This is a genomic window from Ampullimonas aquatilis (assembly GCF_049675895.1).
Classification (GTDB): domain Bacteria; phylum Pseudomonadota; class Gammaproteobacteria; order Burkholderiales; family Burkholderiaceae_D; genus Ampullimonas; species Ampullimonas aquatilis.
In genome coordinates, this window is record NZ_CP183834.1 from 2,972,571 (window position 1) to 2,992,600 (window position 20,030).

The window sequence follows — 20,030 nt, forward strand, 5'->3', positions numbered from 1 at the left end:
AGGTTGACAAAAACGCAATCCCATCAATGCAAGGTATCCGGGCGGTCATTGCTGATCCCGCTGGTCTGCCACTCGGCCAATGGCGAGGCATGATGCAGCACCATGCGCCAGCCTTGCGGATATTTGATATAGACATTGGTGGCCATGACGGCCGCATTCATCTGCTGCTGTTTATCGGTGCCCGGCAGATGCAATAACTCAATCACATGATGGATTGAATTGGTCAGCGTGTTGAGGACCCGCACCTCGCCCAAAGTCATTGGCAAAACACCCAGACTGAAGATTTCCTCATATGACTGGCGAATTGCCGTCAAACCCACCAGACGACCACCATTGGGATGAATACAGACGACTTCTTCTTCATCTGCCCACAAATCCATCAGAGCCTGAATATCACCCTTGGCGAGCGCCTCATAAAACGCGGTTTCAACTTCTTCGGCACTTCCAAACAAACGGTGCACACTTGGCATGACGAACCCTTTTGACAAATTAGACCAACAATTTGCTAGCGCAAATATTTCGACTCTTGAATTCTAACGGTTAGCCCCCATAGAAGACAGTCTGACGGGATCACAGAGATAAAAAAAGACTGTCATCCCCATGTTAAAATCATCGGTTACTTTAGCGGGCTGTCTTTGGTGCAGATTTGTCACACGCGTTGTCGCACGATCTGTCTCAAACTCAACCCGTTTTTAGCCTTGACCACTTGCAAGCCAATCAGGAGGAACTCCGTTTGCTTGCAAAGGTCTGGGTTGGCAATTGCCGAATCACCTTTTTTATTGGCCCATACACATGCTCTCAGGCTTGCTCACCTCGGTTTTTGGTAGTCGCAACCAGCGTCTGCTCAAGCAGTATCAGAAAAAAGTTAACACGATCAACGCGCTGGAACCTGGCCTGGAAAAACTTTCTGACGAACAGCTTAAAGCCAAAACAGTCGAATTCAAAGAACGCCTGACCAAAGGTGAAACCCTCGACGACTTGCTTGCCGAAGCCTTTGCCGTTTGTCGCGAAGCCAGTAAACGGGTTTTCAAGATGCGCCACTTTGATGTGCAGCTGATTGGCGGCATGGTCTTGCACGACGGCAAGATTGCCGAGATGCGCACCGGTGAAGGAAAAACCCTGACCGGTACACTGCCCGTCTACCTCAATGCCTTAACCGGCAAGGGTGTGCATGTGGTGACGGTGAATGATTACCTCGCCCAGCGCGATGCCGAGTGGATGGGCCGTCTGTATCAATGGCTCGGTCTGTCGATCGGCATCAACCTGTCGCACATGGCGCATCCGGTTAAACAGGCCGCTTATGCTGCCGACATTACCTACGGTACCAATAACGAATACGGCTTTGACTACCTGCGTGACAATATGGTCTATGAGCAGCGTGAACGTGTTCAGCGCCCGCTCAATTTTGCCATTGTCGATGAGGTGGATTCGATCCTGATTGACGAAGCCCGCACGCCGCTGATCATCTCTGGCCAGGCCGAAGACCATACCGAAATGTATGTGCGCATCAACGCGGTGCCACCGCTGCTGGATCAGCAGATTGGCGAAGAACAGGCCGATGGCACGGGCGTGGAAAAACCCGGCGATTACACCGTCGATGAAAAGGGTCATCAGGTCTTGTTGACGGAAGCCGGTCATGAAAAGGCCGAGCGCATTCTCACCGACATGGGCCTCCTGCCTGAAAACGCCTCTTTGTACGACCCCGCCAACATCACCCTGGTGCATCATCTGTATGCTGCCTTGCGCGCGCATTCGCTGTATCACAAGGACCAGCAATACGTGGTGCAAAACGGTGAAGTCATCATCGTCGATGAATTCACCGGCCGCCTGATGAATGGGCGTCGCTGGTCTGATGGTCTGCATCAGGCGGTTGAAGCCAAAGAAGGTGTGAAGATCCAGAACGAAAACCAGACGCTGGCCTCCATCACCTTCCAGAACTATTTCCGGATGTACAACAAGCTGGCCGGCATGACCGGTACGGCCGATACCGAAGCGTTTGAATTCCAGCAAATCTACACGCTGGAAACCGTGGTGATTCCACCCAACCGCATCAGCAAACGGACCGACAAGCAAGACCAGGTATACAAGACCGCGCAGGAAAAATATCAGGCCATGCTGACCGATATCAGCGACTGCTACAGCCGCGGTCAGCCAGTGCTGGTTGGTACAACATCGATTGAAAATTCTGAGTTGATCTCCGGCCTGCTCACCAAAGCCAAGCTGCCGCATAATGTGCTCAACGCCAAGCAGCATGCGCGTGAAGCGGAAATCATCGCCCAGGCGGGTCGCCCCAAACAGATCACCATCGCCACCAATATGGCCGGTCGTGGTACTGATATTGTGCTGGGCGGCAATGTGGAAAAACAGATCGAGCTAATCAACGCCGATGAAGCGATTCCTGAAGAAGAAAAAGCTGCGCGCGCCAAAAAACTGCAGGACGAATGGCAATCTTTGCATGATCAGGTATTGGTCGCCGGTGGTCTGCACATCATGGGTACCGAACGCCATGAATCCCGCCGCGTCGACAACCAGTTGCGTGGTCGTGCCGGTCGTCAGGGTGATCCGGGTTCATCCCGTTTTTATCTGTCACTGGATGATCCACTGTTGCGCATTTTTGCGGGCGACCGTGTGCGTGCCATCATGGAACGCCTCAAGATGCCGGAAGGCGAAGCAATTGAATCGGGTCTGGTGACGCGTTCGATTGAATCTGCCCAGCGCAAGGTCGAGGCGCGCAACTTTGATATTCGTAAACAACTGCTTGAATATGATGATGTGTCCAATGATCAGCGCAAGGTCATTTACCAGCAGCGCAATGAACTGCTCGAAGCCGACGACATCAGCGAAACCATTACTGCCTTGCGCCAGGGTGTCTTTGTCGACCTGTTCCGCACCTATGTACCGGCTGACTCCATTGAGGAACAATGGGATCTGGTGGCACTGGATCAGGTCTTGCGTGACGACTGGCAACTGACCATTTCACTGGCTGCGCTGGCACAGGAAAACAAGCAGATCACCGATGATGAACTGCTTGACGCCCTGCTCGAACACGCCAATAAAACCTACGAAGACAAGCTCGCCATGGTGGGCAAGGAAGGCTTTGCCGGCTTTGAACGCTCGGTCATGTTGCAAAGTCTGGATGGTCATTGGCGTGAACATCTGGCCGCACTGGATCATCTGCGCCAGGGTATTCATTTGCGTGGCTATGCCCAAAAGAACCCCAAGCAAGAATACAAACGCGAAGCCTTTGAACTGTTTGGTCAATTGCTGGAACTGGTCAAAACCGAAGTCACCAAGATCATCATGACCGTGCGTGTTGCCTCACCCGAGCAACTCGAAGCCGCGCAAGAACAGATTGCGGATCATAGCGTGCCCGCCAATGTCAGCTTTCAACATGCCGAGTTTGATGAAAATGTGGCCCCGGAAGACTTGCTCGCGCCACCCCAACTCAATAATGAACCCGCCAAACAGCAACCAATTGTGAACGCCTTGCCCAAGGTGGGTCGCAACGACCCTTGCCCTTGCGGCAGCGGTAAAAAGTACAAGCAGTGTCACGGCCAGTTAAGCTGACATAGTACGGTAACACGATCGCGCCGCCCAGCCCGACCATCTTGGTTCGAGTTGGGCAAAAACGGATACCCCGCCCCGTATAAAATAGCCCCTCTGGAAGGGGCTATTTTATTTACCTGAGCAGATGGTTTTAATCAATAAAACTCGTTTTGACGGGAGTATCCGCTCTTATTAAGTAATTGATTGAGTGCTTCATTGTGTACTTTAACGGGTTGAGTGAAGCACTCCTGCACTACGCAATCGGCCCATTACACCGCAGCGGATTGGTCTTGCGCGAGCAGCGCGTTGACATCCTGATTGATTTCTTGCGGCGTCGTAGTGGGTGAGTAACGTTTAAAAATGCTGCCGTCACGCTTGATCAAAAACTTGGTGAAATTCCATTTGATGGCCTCACTGCCAAAAATACCCGGCTTTTCCCTGGTCAGCCATTGGTACAAGGGATGAGCGTTCTCGCCCTTGACGTCAATCTTGGCAAACATGGGAAAAGTGACCTCGTATTTGAGCGAACAAAACTCGGCAATCTCTTCCGCACTGCCAGGTTCCTGTTCACCAAACTGATTGCAGGGAAAGCCCAATACCACCACGCCCTTGTTTTCATAATGATTGAAAAAACCTTCCAGACTGCGGTATTGCGGGGTAAAGATGCACTTGCTGGCAACATTGACGATCAGCACAATCTTGCCGCGATAATCCGACAGATTGACAGGCTGGCCTTGCAGGGAGTCGGCGGTAAAGTCGTAGAGTGTGGTCATGGCGGCTCCTTAATTGGAAGGCCAGATTGTGCCACGTTGCGCTGCAGTTGCTACGGCTGCTTCAAACAAATTGAAAAACCAGCCCCAACAAAAAAGCGTGCCGCTCATGCGACACGCTTTTGATTGATACTTGCGTTTAAATACAGCCTGACAAAAAACGACTCGTCTGCTTAAACAATATCCAGGTGTTTGATATTGGAAGACAGATCGCGGTCTTTGGACTTGGCACTATTGAGTTTGATATTCAAACGCAAATCGTTGACCGAGTCGGCGTTACGCAACGCATCTTCATAGGAAATCTCATCGGCTTCATACAAATCAAACAGGGCCTGGTCAAAGGTCTGCATACCCAGCTCACGGGAGCGCTTCATCAACTCCTTGATTTCATGCACTTCACCCTTGAAGATCAGGTCGGCAATCAATGGTGTATTCAATAACACCTCAATCGCTGCTGCCCGGCCACGGGTATTCATCTTGGGCACCAGTCGTTGTGAAATCATGCCGCGCAAGTTGAGCGACAAGTCCATCAGCAATTGTTGACGACGATCTTCCGGGAAAAAGTTGAGAATCCGATCCAGCGCCTGGTTGGCACTGTTGGCGTGCAAGGTGGCCAGACACAAGTGACCGGTTTCGGCAAAGGCAATCGCATGTTCCATGGTTTCGCGATCACGAATCTCACCAATCATGATCACATCGGGCGCCTGACGCAGCGTGTTTTTCAGTGCTGCTGCCCAGCTCTCGGTATCCACACCCACTTCACGCTGGGTGATGATGCAGTTTTTATGCGGATGAACATATTCGACCGGATCTTCAATCGTGATGATATGGCCATAACTATTGTCATTGCGATAGCCGATCATCGCAGCCAGTGTGGTCGACTTGCCCGAACCGGTCGCACCGACCATGATCACCAGACCGCGCTTGGTCATCGCCACGTCCTTGAGCACTGGCGGCAACTTGAGTTCATCAAAAGTGGGAATATCGCTATTGATGGTTCGCAGCACCATACCCACACGCCCCTGCTGCATGAAAGCGTTGACCCGAAACCGGCCAATTGAGGTAGGACTGATGGCAAAGTTGCATTCCTTGGTCGCTTCAAATTCGGCCGCCTGACGATCATTCATGATCGCCCGTGCCAGCTCGACCGTATGCTGCAAGGACAAAGGCTGGTTGGAAACCGGTGTCATCTTGCCATCAATCTTGAAAGCCGGTGGAAAATCGGCAGTAATGAACAAGTCAGAACCCTTTTTGCTGAGCATCAAACGCAGCAGGTCATACATGAATTTCGATGCCTGTTCTCTTTCCATCATTACCACCTTTAAAATTTGAATTTCGTTTATTAACAGGGCAAAAAATCTTCACCACAAAGGCACAAAGTACACCAAGTAAAGCGACCACCCATTCAGAATTTCGTTACTTGATACGGCAGCAACATCAAATAGACCAGGAATCGCCGTCCTCGTGGTCAAACCGCACGCCTTTCATTTGGCTTTTCTTTGAGCCCTTTGCGTCTTTGTGGTAAATCCTTTGGTTTTTCAACCGCTCGGCCCCTTTAACCCGGGAAGTTCTCCGGTGTCTTGGCTTTCTGACGGGCTTCGTCGACCGATATGACACTACGTTTGACCAGCTCGGTCAGGCACTGATCCAGTGTCTGCATACCAAGCTGGTAACCCGTTTGAATCGACGAGTACATCTGGGCAATCTTGTTTTCACGAATCAGGTTACGAATCGCTGGCGTACCGACCATAATTTCATGCGCCGCCACCCGGCCATTGCCATCCTTGGTTTTAATCAGCGTTTGTGAAATCACCGCTTGCAAGGCTTCGGACAACATGGCTCGCACCATTTCTTTTTCAGCCGCAGGAAACACGTCCACAATCCGGTCGATGGTCTTGGCGGCAGAGCTGGTATGCAAGGTGCCAAATACCAGGTGACCGGTTTCAGCCGCAGTCAGCGCCAGTCGAATGGTCTCCAGGTCTCGCAACTCACCCACCAGAATTGCGTCCGGATCTTCCCGCAGCGCCGAGCGCAAGGCATTGTTGAATGACAGGGTATGCGGACCCACTTCACGCTGGTTGATCAGACTTTTTTTCGATTCATGCACAAATTCGATTGGATCTTCGATCGTCAAAATATGGCTGTATTCATTTTCATTGAGGTGATTCACCATCGCCGCCAGGGTGGTCGATTTACCCGAACCAGTAGGCCCGGTAACCAGCACCAGACCACGTGGTTTCATGGCCAGCTCGCCAAACACTTTGGGGCAGTTCAGATCTTCAAGTGACAGAATTTTGGAAGGAATCGTCCGCAATACAGCACCAGCGCCACGGTTATGCACAAAGGCATTGACCCGAAACCGCGCCAGACCCTGAATCGGGAAAGAAAAGTCGCACTCCAGATTATCTTCATAAGCCTTGCGCTGACCATCGTTCATGATGTCATAAATCATCGCATGGACTTCTTTGTGTCCCAGCGCGGGCAGGTTGATACGACGAATATCACCATTGACCCGAATCATGGGTGGCAAACCAGCCGACAAGTGCAAGTCGGATGCCTTGTTCTTGACGCTAAACGCTAATAGTTCGGTAATGTCCATTTATACTTGATCCTTTATGTGGCAAAGCTGGGACGGCCATTCAGGCCGGTTACTTATTCGTCGTCGCTCATTGTTACTGCACCTGCTGATTATTCACCATCGTGCATGGTTGCTCTGGCGACGCTCTTTTTTGGTTTTTTCCCTGATCATTTCATCTTGAGCAATATAACCACCAAGTTACAAATCGTATTAGGCAGAATTTCACAGGCAGCCGCAATAGCTGGTCGTGACCCTGCCACTATTCTGTTACTAGCTGTATCAAAAACCTTCCCGGCCGAGGCAGTGCAAGCGGCAATCGCCTCCGGGCAAAGCGCTTTTGGCGAAAATTACGTCCAGGAAGGCGTAGCCAAGGTACTGGCGATTCGTGACTGGCTGGCGCGACAGGAAGCCGTTGCGACGGCCGTGCCGATCGACAGCACAACCGTCTCCCACGCCTACGGGGTCGCATCCCCGAGCTCCCGCTCGGGGCCCCTGCTCTGCCCTCCGGCGTGGCACTTCATCGGCCCCATTCAAAGTAATAAATCCCGTCTCATTGCCGAACACTTTGACTGGGTGCATACGGTGAATCGCTTCAAGATTGCCGAGCGGCTGTCGACGCAGCGCCCCACCAATCTGCCACCTTTGCAGGTTTGTGTACAGGTCAATATCAGCGGGGAAGCCAGTAAATCGGGCGTGATACCAACTGAGGCGCTGGCCTTGGCGCAAGCTGTTGCCGCCCTGCCCAATCTGCAACTACGCGGCCTGATGGCCATTCCCGAACCAGCGGTAACCCTGGAAGCACAACGCCAGCCCTTTGCCGACTTGCGCGCTTTGTTGCAGCAACTCAATGCCAATCCCATCTTGCTTGAACACCTTGCCAAACATGGCCAGCCAGCACTGGACACACTCTCCATGGGAATGTCTTCCGATCTGGAAGCCGCTGTGATGGAAGGTGCCACCATCGTGCGCGTGGGTAGTGCCATCTTTGGTGAGCGCAGTTATGCGGCCGGTGTTTAAAGGCTATATGGTTGGAACCGCCAAGACGCCGAGGAAAATCCTTTCACCACAAAGACACTAAGGACTCAAAGTAAATCTTGTTGGCACAACGCTGTTTTGTCACGGGGACAGAGTAATACTCTGTCCCCAGACTCCGTCGTTAGCACTGGTTTAAATCTCATTGTTTTCTTAATGAGCTTTGTGTTTCTTTGTGTCTTTGTGGTGAAAGGGTTTTGTTTCTCTTAGCAATCTTGGCATCTTGGCGGTGCCAATCATTGCCTGCAGATTTTTGTCCGGTTCTCCGCGATAATGGCGCAAACGGCACCGCAAGTAGCGAGACCTGCTTGCACTAAAAAACAATTTTTATAACGACAATTCCTATGATGGACTCCCTCCTCGATACTCTGCAAGTCGCCTTTATCGGCGGTGGCAATATGGCCAGCGCCCTGATTGAGGGCATGCTGGCACAAGGTCTGCCAACCACGCACGTCACCATTGTTGAGCCCTATCTGCCGCAACGCGAAAAGCACACCGCACGTGGCTGGCAGGCACTGGCCGAATGTACTGATGAGTTGCTGAAAGCCGATGTGATCGTTCTGGCCGTCAAGCCGCAGCAATTGCACGCCGCCTTGCAGACCCTGCAACCTTTTGTGCGAGAGCAGTTGATCGTGAGCGTGGCTGCTGGCATTCGGCTGGCCGATATTGCGCGTTGGCTGGGTGGCTACGACAAGCTGATTCGCACCATGCCCAACACGCCCGCCCTGGTGGGTGCGGGTATCACCGGCATGTACGCTTTGCCAGCGGTCACTACCACTGAAAAAGAACGGGCAGCCGCCATGTTGAACGCCGTTGGTGAAGTGGTTTGGGTAGAAGATGAAAATCAGATTGACGCCATCACCGCCCTCTCTGGGAGCGGTCCGGCCTATGTGTTTTACTTTATCGAAGCCATGCAGCAAGCCGCCGCCGAGCTGGGTTTGAGTGAAGCCGCTGGGCGTAGCCTGGCCATTGGTACTTTTGTCGGCGCGGCCAAACTGGCGGCGATGTCGGATGAACCGGCCAGCACGCTACGCGAAAAAGTCACCTCCAAAGGTGGTACCACCTTTGCCGCGCTGACCCATATGCAAAGCCAGCAGGTCAAGGAACATATTGTGGCCGCCATTCACGCTGCCAACCACCGTGCCGGTGAGCTGGGTGACGAATTGGGCAAGGATTGAAAATAAGAAAAGTCGGCATCAAGCTGACTTTCCAATCGATTGAGTCGGCATTAAATCGACATTCGGTCTGAATTAGTCCGTGCAAACCGAAATTTTGCGTAGCGATCACCCTTAGGCAGCCATTACCTTACGCAATCATTTAAGCCGACTCATCTCTTTTTCAAGGAGTATCCACTTAAATTAACCCATATAGTGCGTAATATAAAGACTTTAATAAATACAGTACGAGAGTATATTTTAAACGCGCATGTAAACGCTAACGCCCCAAGCCACTCACCTTAAACACCACCCGCGCATAGCGCCCCTGCTCATCCAGCGCGGTCAGCGTGTAGCGATCATCCTTCTCCAGACTCAATTTAAATGCCGCCTGCGGTTTGTCGGTGCTGCCTACCTGCTGCCCATTGAGCAGCCACACCACCGACTGCTGACTGCCCAGCGCATGCACGGTGAGCACAGCGCGGGTTTGCCCAGGCGCGGGTTGAATCAGACTATTGCTATCAACGCCTTCAATCCGCAAGCTCTGCCCGGGCTGATCAGGCGCACAACCCACCTGCCAGTCAGGCCCACGACTGGCCTTGAGCTGCGCTGGTTCCAGCCAGGGCTCAAGCTGCATCGGCCAATGTGCCAGAATGAGCTGCTGCAAGCCGGTCGTCGCTGCGGGGTCGTTTTTCATGTTGCTGTTTGCTACGCTGGCATTTGACAGGTTGCCATTCATCAATCGGTCTTTGGCTGAATGATCTTTGGCCAAACTGACCACGCTGGCATTGCCTGGCGTTACCACTGTTTTTATTCTGTCCGTCATGCAACGCGGCGTCACCCGCAAACCAGTTGCCGGATTCAGCCAGATGGTTTCCAGCACATTGCCTGCGCGCAGCCGGTCGGGTCGCGTCGGTGGCGCAGTATCATGCAACAGCCAGGCACTGCGCCGTGCCTGACAATGTTCTGACGTGGTCTGTTCAATCCGCAAGCCCAATGGCCAGCAAATGGTGGCGGCCTGCACGCTGGCCGGCTGTTGATGATGCTGACCATTGGCCACCGGCAAAATCGCCAGCAAATCTTTCAGCAAAGGTGCGGCCGTATTGGCACCAAAAAACCCGGGATTGGGTGTGCCATCCGGTCGACCCACCCACACGCCCAGAGTGTAGTTATCGGTCACACCAATCGCCCAGGCATCCCTGAAGCCAAAACTGGTGCCGGTTTTCCAGGCGACTTTATGCAGACCTTCCTGAAATGGCGCATCGGGGCGACCACCGGTCTCTAAAATATCGCGAATGATGAATGCAGCACCTTCACTCATCAGCCGGGTTTCGATTTTGGGTGCCGAAGGCGATAGGCGCGGCGTGCCCGCCACCCCACCATAAGCCAGCGCCCGATAACTGCCCACCAGCTCTTCGAGCGTGGTACCGGCACCACCTAAAATCAAACTCAAATTGGGTGTGCTGCCCTTGGGCAAGCGCAGATGCAAACCACCCGCCCGCAAATGCGCCGCAAAGCGCATCGGCCCGAGCTGATCGAGCATATCAACGGCAGGAACATTGAGCGAGCGCTGCAAGGCTTCACTGACGCTCACCGGCCCCGAAAAATTGGCCTGAAAATTACCCGGTGCATAACCCGCAAAAGATTGCGGCACATCCATGAGCAGGCTTTCCGAATGAATCAGCCCTTCATCGAGCGCCATCGCATACAAAAACGGTTTGAGCGTGGAACCGGGCGAGCGCACCCCGCGCACCATGTCCACATGCGCAAAGCGGGTGTTATCAGAAAAATCAGCCGAGCCAGCATAAGCCCGAATCGCCAGACTCTCGTTATCCATGATCAAGGCCGCCATCGAAATATGCGGTGGCAGACTTTGCAGCCGATCCACCAGCAATTGTTCCAGCGCGCTTTGCATATCGGCATGCAAGGTCGAGGGCAAGGTGATGACACCACCGACGATGCGATGCGCCGTCGTGGGGAACGATGATGACATGACAGGCTCCGTCATTGCCGTTGCTGTGGCTGCCGCCGTATTGGAGGTCACCACTGAGGTGGTCGCAACCGTGGCAGCAGAGGTCGTTCCAGAAATTACAGGTAATAGGTTTGCGACAGGCTGCTTGACTGGCTGCTCGGCAGGTTCGTTCATATTGGCCTGCAATGGCGGAGCAGTGCTCGTCTTATCAAGCTGAGCTGGTCGCGGCTTTGGCAGATTTTGCGGTGCAGCTTTACGTACCGTCTTGCGCAGACTGTCCCGCAAGGTTTGCCGTAAGCGCTCGGCAGCCAGCGGTGCCAGCCAGTGCGAGCGGATTGGCTGGGCAATCACCCGTTCGATCCGTGCATCGGCCACGGTGGCAGCGTCCCACACACCGAGCGTCACCATGCGTGCCAGCACCTTGTCGCGGGCGGCTTGCGCCAAACGTGGCGCACGGTCCGGTCGCAGGCGTGACGGTGCTTGCGGCAGACACGCCAGCAAGGCCACATCGGCATGGCTCAACTGCTGCGCCGACTTGCCCAGATAGGCGCGGCTCGCCATTTCCACCCCTTCCACAATACCGCCCATTGGCGCATGGTTTACATACAGGATCAGAATTTCACGCTTGGACAAATGCCACTCCAATTGCAGGGCACGCGCAATCTGCCGCAACTTGGTCGTCAGGGAACGGGCAGAACGGCGCGCCTGTGCACTCCCTTTCGCATCATCAGCATTCTCTGCGCCAGTGGTCCAATCCAGCCGTCGTGCCACCTGCATGGTCAGCGTTGAACCACCCGAGACAATATGTCCATAGCGCACCCATTGCCAGGCGGCACGCAACAAAGCCACCGGATTGACACCCGGATGCCAGTAAAACCAGCGGTCTTCATAATTGAGCAAGGCCTGCAAATACAGCGGTGATACCTGTTCCGGTGTCACCGGTTGCCGCCAGATGCCATCACGGCTGGGATAAGTGCGCAGTGGTGAACCATCTTCGGCCAGTACCACCATGCCACCATCGGGCCTGGGTAAATGCAGGGGAAAGGTGCGGTCGAGCACGGCAATGAGCAGCACGCTCAGAAACATCGCAATGAAAGCGATTAAGACAATACGGTAATTATTTGATCGCAACATACAAATATATTGTGGAAAAGCGGCATGACAAAGCAGGAATCGTTCACTCCTGAACTACAAATGACTCAATGAGTGCGAGAACTTTCTGGTTCATCTCTTGCCATTGCGGCGCATATTTCCGGCGAAAGTGATAATTCACACCCAGTGACCATGGTGTGAATGTCCAGGTAGTGCAACCGGTGAGTAAGCTATCTCTTTCTTCACTACCAAGGGTACAGTCCATATAAAGATCATTTTTTTGATATTCGGCAATAAACATTTCATTCCAAAACCACAAATCCGGTCCCGGCTCCTCCCAGAATTTCCAGTGAATCCCTTTGCCTCTTAATTGTTGTTGTCCCTTGTAATAATCCAGACCATATAGTGGGTTTGGTTGATGTGATAGACCCAGGATGTCTAAATGTATTAAAAAGGCAATGTCCTTGGCATGACGACGATCCAGTCCACGTATATCGATTTCTATTTGATTGGAGTCCTCTTCGCCACGCTCTTCCTTTGTGGCCAGATCCCAAGGCTTCAAGCTGGGGTAGACCCCAGCCAAATAAATAATAGAACCATTAGGGCTCGGTCCAAACGAATAGGCAGACGGTATTTTCAATTTCTTTTTATTAATACATTGGCGGCCCTCACGCGATTCGTCATATTGCAAGCAATAGGTGATTCCAAAAGTCGGCTTATTGGTATTTGAATCACAACCAATCAATATGGGAATTGAAAAAAGACCCAATAACAATCGTTCAATCAGGATCCTATTTTTCATTAAATACCGCCAGATAGGCACTGAACATAAATACCCGATTACGACTTTGCCCGGTAATTTCTTGCAATATCTCGTGCCGACACATGGTGGCAACCAGATCATTAGCAGCTTTATAGCTGAGCCCACAATATGTCTGGACATCTTCAACCGTTACGGCAGGGTGCTGAAACAAGGCATTGAGCAAGCCTTGTGCACTAATACTGCGTCGCCCAAAATAGCTGGGCAAATTGGACTCTATCCGGGCTTTCAATTCCAGAATTTTAGACAGTGTTTTAACTGCCAAACTGGCCGTTTGTTCAATGCCGACCAGAAAGTATTTAAGCCATTGCAGCATATCGCTCTTGTTGCGCACCACCATCAGGTTATCGTAATACAGGCTTTTGTTTTTTTCAAAATAACTGGAAAGGTACAGCAAAGGCTTTTCCAGTAAACCCTCACTTACCAGATACAAAGTGATCAGCAAACGGCCGATCCGTCCATTACCATCCAAAAATGGATGAATGGTTTCGAACTGGTAATGCGCAATGGCAATTCGTACCAACGCAGGCACTTGAATATCACGGTTGTGCAGAAATTTTTCGAGATCACCCATCAAATCATTGACCACAGGATGATGCGGAGGAATGAATGTGGCATCCGCCAGGCTATTGCCACCAATCCAGTTTTGACTAGTACGAAATTCCCCAGGCAACTTGTGCTCTCCTCGCACACTATCCAGCAAAACAGCGTGCGTTTCTTTCAGCAAGCGAGTCGACAGGGGCAATGTTTCCAGCGCGATAATCGCTTGATTCAGAGCCTGGATGTAGTTTTGTACTTCTTGCCAGTCATTCCGGGATTCAGGAGCAATATCCGCGGCAGGCAAAATAGCCTGCTGCATATTGGTTTGAGTGCCCTCGATACGACTGGAAACTACCGCCTCTTTGGTGACATGTAATTGAATGAACAAATCGATATTAGGCACAAGCCGTGCATAAGAATTAAGTTCACCCAGTCTGACCGCAGCCTTTTCCAATAAAGTATTGATGAGCGATGTTTGCCAGACCCATTCATCATTAATCGTTGTCGGCATGAAATAACGGTATTCATAACCTTTTTTGTAATGACCGGCCGTGAATTTCTCAAGATAAATAGTCATGTTAACTGCCCTATATAAAGGCTAACAAAGTAAGATATATTCAATTATATTTTACTTTTTTTATTAAAAGTAAAATATAATCCATCTTAAATTACTTTCAATTGGGCAAACCAAATTACTTATTATTCAGCCATCATTCACAGTAAATAATATTCATTTTAAGAAAACGATCCATCCTTCTTAAAATAAAAACAGGATAAAAGACATACGATCATTGGTGAATTCCAGTTGAAAACTCTTGCTCCAGACAGGCTTTCAGATTTGCCTCTTCAACCAGTTCAAACGCCATCATGCCGTGACCGTTTCAGTCATTTCACCAATCTTTATCACCCCAAGTAAATATTGGTCAGATATCCAAACTCAGATTTTCAAATCCAAATAAAATTGCTTATTGATTGAAGCTTGAAGCAAGCCAATCTCAGTACGATAAAACCGAGCCTGACAATTTGTGTACCTCAATATTGAGGATACTGCAGAATGGCTTTTTTGCCTTTACAAAAACCAACCAAGCAACTTATGCCAGCGTTTGAATGGATATTGCTGCAACCATGTTGGCAAGATTATCAGGCGCCGCTGAAGTTGGATAGACAATGAAGGGATAGACATCAGGCTGACGAACGCGCAAAGCTTGCACAAGATTCAGGCAATGATTGTCTGAATCTTGTGCACCCGATGATCAAGAATGGCTGCACCGTTGTTATTGCACCTTGGCTTCTGCCTTGGTTGCAACTTTATCTACGGCTTTTTCAGCAGGTTTATCGGTAGCCTTGTCAGCCGCTTTATCGGCTGGTTTGCTCACATTTTTGGCGTTACGATCGGTAATGACAATGGTCGTGTTACCCGCGCCAATACCACGAATCTCAGGACGGTACATGTCTTCGGCATACGTCGGTGGCACGACAAATTTGCCTGGCGTAACCACACGCACCTGATAGAACACTTCCAGACGCTGGCCTAAAGTTGCTGCCACAACGTAGCGATCATCCCGATATTCCACATGCTTGATACGGGCATCGGAAAGCGCGCTGGCCACGTTAACACCACCAATCACAAACTCGCTTGACTGCGGACCTTGAGAAATATTTAAATTTTCAACTTCAAAACCTGCCGGAATCCGATCCACAATCATGCCATCGTTAATGGTCTGTTTGGATTCGGCACGCACCCGCACAATCAGCATATCACCGACCTTGAGGGGACGACCTGCATATGCATCACCGCTGGTTTCAAACCAGTCACGCCCCACATTGATGATGTCATTGCGCGGTGCCGGCGCCTTGCTTGGATAACCCTGCATATCCACTTCAACAAAGAGTGGCTCACCATGCTTGCTATGAATTTCCACACCCTGTTTCACCGCCTCGGCAGTCAAGCTGCGCAGCTCGGTACCTTTGCTGCTCATGCCATCGACCTTGTCTTTGCTGTTGATGGTGGCAGTCCACTCGCCACTTTTGATGTCGCCACCGGCAGCACGCGCAGCGAGGAACAAGGCCAACCGCTCTTGCGTGGAGTAGTAACCGCGATTGCCCATCACTTCGGCCACATTAAAGAGCATGACTTCGCGTTTGGGATGATTGATCTTGTGCTTGACCAGCAAGGCATAGCTCAAGGACAGGTCACGCACCTGCGAACCATAATCACCCAGCCATTCGCCCCAGTAATAGTTGTTGCGATTGATGCCATAAGGTTTGTTCATCGCTTCATCAATGGCAGTTTTGGCACGCGCTTCATCACCCATCAACTGCAGGGCAATGCCCAGATGAATCAATGGCAAGGGTGACTTGGCACGATCGCGATAGGTATCAAACAAGGTGCGCAAAGTGGACAGTGGCGCCTGTTGCTGGCGTGCCAACACGTAGGCAATGTGTGCCGATTCGGCAAAGCGCTGATGCTGATTGCGGATCAGTTCGTAGTCGCGATAATCATAGTTGCCATTGCCATCGATTTTGAGCGTGGCGGGCAAGGTGCCAAACTGGTTGGGTGCCTGCTGCAATTGCGTCAGCATCGCCTCACCGGCACGCTTGGTGATGCTATCGGGAACATTGAATCCAGCGTCCTTGGCATCCATCAAAAAGCCCATCACATAAGCAGTCATCCAGACTTCATAGGTACTGACATTGCCACTATTCCCCCACAGGGTAAAGCCGCCACGGGGCTGCTGATAACCGGCAATCCGGTTAATTGCACCTTCAATAAAGCTGGCGCGCTGCTCCCAGGTGCGCGGTTCCAGACCAACCGCCTTGGCACCGGCTTCATCAATGAACACATGCGGATAAGCCGCGCTGGTGGTCTGTTCCAGGCAACCATAAGGATAATCCAGCAAGCCCTTGACGATGTTGCGGACATTAAGTGGTGGCTTGTTGGAAAGGCTGATGCTGGCATTGGCCGAACCGGCATAAAAACGTTCGAGCAAGGCCGGGTCCAGTTTGAAGCTACCGTTCGGTTCAATCCGCACGCGTTTGATATCACGTTCTGGCGGGGTGATCGGCTGTACCTGCAACCAGGCTTCGCGCTGGATATTGATTTTGCCTGCCGAGATCCCCAGCTTGAGCGGTGCCAGACCATAGGCATCGGTAGCTTCAATACCAAAGTGCAGGATGCTGCGCTGTTTGTCCTTCAGGTTCACGGTCTTGCTGCCTTCGGTAATTTTGGCCAAACCACTCGCCGACAGATCAATCTTGATATCTTGTGTGGCGCCACTCAAGTTGGTGACATCCAGCGCGATGGTGGCCTGATCGCCGGGCGAAATAAAGCGCGGCAAATTCAGCTCGGCCACAATCGGGGCGGCAACCACCATCTCGGCTTCGGCGTTGCCATAATGATCAGCGGTTTGCGCAACGGCCATCAAACGCAATGTGCCGTTAAAGTCGGGAATGTCGAGTGGAATCTCGGCTTCACCATTGGCGTTGAGTGCGACCGGGCCACTAAACAGATCCACCAGCTTGACCTTTTTCGGCATGCTCTTGCTGTCGCGCATGCCGGCATCACCACCCCACTTGAGCTTGCCGCGGGTGCCGTCCATTTTTTCGATCAGCTTGCCGTAGATGTCCATCACATCGGCACCATACCGATGCTTGCCAAAGAAGAAGTCCAGTGGGTCCGGCGTGGCAAACTTCGTGATATTTAAAATCCCAACATCGACTGCCGAGAGCGTGACATAGGCACTGTTTTTATCATTGACCAGTCCATCCACCTTGATCTTCACAGTCGTGCGTTTTTCCGGCTCCACCTTGGCGGGTGCGCTGAGTACCACCTTGAGTTTGCGATCATCGCGTGCCAATGGCAAATGGATCAGACCCAAGGCACGGGCTGGCGTGACTCGATCACCCGCACTGCCCGGACGAAACACCGCGACCGAAATATACAGATCATGACGGTTCCATTTTTCATCCACATAAATATCCACGGTCGAGCCGGCTGTCTTCACATCGGTGCGCTTGGTGTACAGCACCCTGTCACCCTCGACCGTGATGAGTGCTTCACCATCATGCGGTGGTGTGATCGTCAAACGGGCACGATCACCCGCCTTGTAAGGTGCGTGTTCGAGCTTGAGCTGGACGCGATCAGGACGATTGCCGACGTCCTCGGCATCGCGTGATCCCCAGCCAGCGTAAAAACGGTAACGCGTGGTCTGATTGGTTTCGGGATCGGTCACATCCAGCCGGTAACGGCCATACTTCACCGGCAAGGCCACCTTGACACGATTATCCAGTTTGAGAATGCGTGACTCGATCAGTTCATCGGCATCGGTATAGCCCGAATGCCAGCCACGCTGATCGTCATAGCGCCAGTAATAGCGACGATCTTCATTGAACAACCGTAACTGTGCACCGTTTAATGGAGCAAGCTTGCCCTGAATATCCACACGAATCAGTTCAAACTCGGCCAGATTGTTTTCACGGCTGGTGTCGTTATCAAACAGGGGGCGCACACCAATCAATTGTGGTGCTGGCCACCAGCTCCGCTCGATCGAGCGCACCACCGGACGACCACCCGACTCCAGCAAGCTGAAACTGGTACGCAACTTCATTGGCGAATGACGACCATCAAACGCAACGGGCACCGTGACCTCAGCCTTGCCTTCGTCATTGAGCGCGGTTTCTTCCAGATCCTGACGGTTACGCTGATTATCGTCGGCCACATCACCAAAAATAAAACCCGGCCAGGTCTTGGCGACGGGATTGCGGTCACGTTCGCTGAACACACTACCCAGCAGACGATTGCCTGCTGCAGGCGCCCCAAACAGATAATCACCCTTCACCGCAATGGTCAGGCCTTCATAGCCCTTCAAGCTGTCGGCGCTTGCTTGCAAATCCATTTTCATGCGTTCAGGCAAAAACTCTTCCACCGAAAATTTCCACACGCTATCAGGTTGCTTGGCAGCAGGATCAACCCGCACCTCCAGCGCCCACGAGCCTGTCTGCGCATCGGCAGGCAAAGCCAGTGTATGTTGATAGTAGCCCGTCATATTGCCCTTGGGCTTGAGCAGCACCGTTTGCACAGTGCGACCATCCGGGCGCTTGATGACGGCAGTCAAAGGCACGGCGTTGGGTGTGCCGCTGGCAGCGAGGGGTTTGCCATCGGCATCACGGGCAATCACTGAAATGTCAAACTTTTCGCCAGGACGATACAGGTCGCGCCCCGAATAGACAAACAGCTTGTTATTGCTGGGCAGATAACCGCCAATATCAAACTCGGACAAATCCAGCGCTGGGTCCTGCACCGCAATCACCGACAGCTCGTTACCGTGACGCGCGGTAATCACGCTGACGTTGTCATTGGCACCCGCAAACACGGCGTGACCTTCGCCATCACTTTTAGCACGGCTGAGCACCTTGGCGTTGTCGTCGAGCAATTCAAAATCAATGCCACTGAGCGCCTTGCCGCTCTTGAGTGAAGTCGCAAAGGCATCAATCTGATTGGCAAAGCGACGCGCATGCAGGCCAATATCGCTAACATAAAAATAGCTGACCTGATAATCCGCTGCAAATTTGCCGGGCTGGTTCATCACCGCCACATAGACGCCAGGCTCCTGCAATTCCTTGATGTCTTCCACCGGGATGAAGGTCACATGACGGCGATTTTTTTTGTCGTCGGTATTAAAGCGGCCCAGATAGACACTCTTGGCCATTTCGCGCAGATTGTCCAGCTCATAGCCCGATATCTGGCCTTTAAGGTTGCGATTGCTGTAGTAATCATCATAGCCCTCACCTTCGCCACCCCCCTCGGCATCATCAGTGTTGTCTTCATCGGCATTCTTTTTGGCCTTGGGACGATTACCCGCCGCGCGTGCCAAAAATGCGGGTAATTGGCTGGCTTCCACTTTCAGGAATTGAATATCCACTTCGGGCGTATTAACGGTGACAATCGGCAAGCCACCATTCTGTTTGGCGGGCAATACCACGCCCTTGCTGGCAAAAAAGAACGAAGGTGCCATGGCTTCGCTGGCCACATCGCAAGTGTGGGTATCGGACAACTTGCTGCCATCTTTGGCGCGCAGATCCGTCTTGATTTCAATCTGGTAAGCACGCTCAGGCAGGATGTAAGGGAAATAAATCGTGCGCGGATTGGTGCCGACGGCCCAGCTGCCTTGCAGGATTTTTTTAGGTGAATCGCCTTCCACCTTGACCGGCTGGCCGGAATCATCGGTCTGACTGGCGCCGACATCGCTGACGGTAATCAGCTTGTCAAAGTTTTGGCTGCGATCAATTGGCTGGGTAAAACTGATGGCCAGCGCCGGGGACTCATCCAGCAACCGTGCCTGACAACCCACAAAGTCAAAGGGTTCAGATTGGGCGACATCAGCAGTTTCGAGGCGTGCCGGATGCTGATTTTTATAGAACCAGCCCCCCACCAGCACTGACACCAGCACAAGCGCTACCAGCGCAATCCGCTTGCCCATATACCGTCCCCCTGTATTTTTTAAAGACCTTATTTATAGCACTGAAG

11 protein-coding genes are annotated in these 20,030 nt (G+C 52.1%); 3 read left to right on the forward strand and 8 right to left on the reverse strand.

The features are described from left to right. Positions 1-23 precede the first annotated feature (23 nt). Entirely contained in the window at positions 24-470 is a 447-nt protein-coding gene (locus ACMYR3_RS13860) for a YybH family protein (protein ID WP_424192527.1), read from the reverse strand. Positions 471-792: 322 nt separating this feature from the next. On the opposite strand from ACMYR3_RS13860, the gene secA reads away from it, so the two are divergent. Continuing rightward, on the forward strand, positions 793-3,567 hold the full coding sequence (secA, locus tag ACMYR3_RS13865; RefSeq protein WP_424192528.1) for a preprotein translocase subunit SecA: 2,775 nt from the start codon (positions 793-795) through the stop codon (positions 3,565-3,567). A gap of 248 nt (positions 3,568-3,815) precedes the next feature. Here secA and ACMYR3_RS13870 read toward each other — a convergent pair whose 3' ends face one another. From ACMYR3_RS13870 to ACMYR3_RS13880, 3 genes are all read right to left on the reverse strand, one after another. After that, entirely contained in the window at positions 3,816-4,319 is a 504-nt protein-coding gene (locus ACMYR3_RS13870; RefSeq protein ID WP_424192529.1) for a glutathione peroxidase, read from the reverse strand. Positions 4,320-4,489: 170 nt separating this feature from the next. After that, positions 4,490-5,626 carry a PilT/PilU family type 4a pilus ATPase gene (locus ACMYR3_RS13875; protein ID WP_424196517.1) on the reverse strand — a complete coding sequence of 379 codons (1,137 nt, stop codon included), beginning with the start codon at positions 5,624-5,626 and terminating at the stop codon, positions 4,490-4,492. Positions 5,627-5,871: 245 nt separating this feature from the next. After that, a complete protein-coding gene (locus tag ACMYR3_RS13880) occupies positions 5,872-6,915 on the reverse strand; it encodes a type IV pilus twitching motility protein PilT (protein ID WP_424192530.1) in 1,044 nt (347 codons plus the stop codon). A gap of 198 nt (positions 6,916-7,113) precedes the next feature. Here ACMYR3_RS13880 and ACMYR3_RS13885 point away from each other — a divergent pair, with 198 nt between their 5' ends. Together ACMYR3_RS13885 and proC are read left to right on the forward strand one after the other, a co-directional pair. Then, the gene (locus ACMYR3_RS13885) at positions 7,114-7,911 is read left to right on the forward strand and encodes a YggS family pyridoxal phosphate-dependent enzyme (protein WP_424196519.1); all 798 of its coding nucleotides are present in this window, start codon (positions 7,114-7,116) and stop codon (positions 7,909-7,911) included. 383 nt (positions 7,912-8,294) lie between these two features. After that, a complete protein-coding gene (gene proC / locus ACMYR3_RS13890; protein ID WP_424196521.1) occupies positions 8,295-9,104 on the forward strand; it encodes a pyrroline-5-carboxylate reductase in 810 nt (269 codons plus the stop codon). A gap of 256 nt (positions 9,105-9,360) precedes the next feature. Here proC and ACMYR3_RS13895 read toward each other — a convergent pair whose 3' ends face one another. The 4 genes from ACMYR3_RS13895 to ACMYR3_RS13910 form a co-directional block, all read right to left on the reverse strand. After that, positions 9,361-12,186 carry a penicillin-binding protein 1C gene (locus ACMYR3_RS13895; protein WP_424192531.1) on the reverse strand — a complete coding sequence of 942 codons (2,826 nt, stop codon included), beginning with the start codon at positions 12,184-12,186 and terminating at the stop codon, positions 9,361-9,363. Positions 12,187-12,229: 43 nt separating this feature from the next. Then, positions 12,230-12,946 carry a hypothetical protein gene (locus ACMYR3_RS13900; protein ID WP_424192532.1) on the reverse strand — a complete coding sequence of 239 codons (717 nt, stop codon included), beginning with the start codon at positions 12,944-12,946 and terminating at the stop codon, positions 12,230-12,232. Beyond that, entirely contained in the window at positions 12,936-14,081 is a 1,146-nt protein-coding gene (locus ACMYR3_RS13905) for a Fic family protein (RefSeq protein ID WP_424192533.1), read from the reverse strand. Before ACMYR3_RS13905 ends, ACMYR3_RS13900 begins: the two co-directional genes overlap by 11 nt. Before the next feature lie 697 nt (positions 14,082-14,778). Continuing rightward, entirely contained in the window at positions 14,779-19,983 is a 5,205-nt protein-coding gene (locus ACMYR3_RS13910) for an MG2 domain-containing protein (protein ID WP_424192534.1), read from the reverse strand. Positions 19,984-20,030: the final 47 nt, after the last annotated feature.

Coding starts and splice junctions, on each gene's coding strand:
- ACMYR3_RS13880 (WP_424192530.1), bottom strand. CDS start 6,915: ATGGACATTACCGAACTATTAGCGTTTAGCGTCAAGAACAAGGCATCC.
- ACMYR3_RS13860 (WP_424192527.1), bottom strand. CDS start 470: ATGCCAAGTGTGCACCGTTTGTTTGGAAGTGCCGAAGAAGTTGAAACC.
- ACMYR3_RS13900 (WP_424192532.1), bottom strand. CDS start 12,946: ATGAAAAATAGGATCCTGATTGAACGATTGTTATTGGGTCTTTTTTCA.
- secA (WP_424192528.1), top strand. CDS start 793: ATGCTCTCAGGCTTGCTCACCTCGGTTTTTGGTAGTCGCAACCAGCGT.
- ACMYR3_RS13905 (WP_424192533.1), bottom strand. CDS start 14,081: ATGACTATTTATCTTGAGAAATTCACGGCCGGTCATTACAAAAAAGGT.
- ACMYR3_RS13875 (WP_424196517.1), bottom strand. CDS start 5,626: ATGGAAAGAGAACAGGCATCGAAATTCATGTATGACCTGCTGCGTTTG.
- ACMYR3_RS13895 (WP_424192531.1), bottom strand. CDS start 12,186: ATGTTGCGATCAAATAATTACCGTATTGTCTTAATCGCTTTCATTGCG.
- ACMYR3_RS13870 (WP_424192529.1), bottom strand. CDS start 4,319: ATGACCACACTCTACGACTTTACCGCCGACTCCCTGCAAGGCCAGCCT.
- ACMYR3_RS13910 (WP_424192534.1), bottom strand. CDS start 19,983: ATGGGCAAGCGGATTGCGCTGGTAGCGCTTGTGCTGGTGTCAGTGCTG.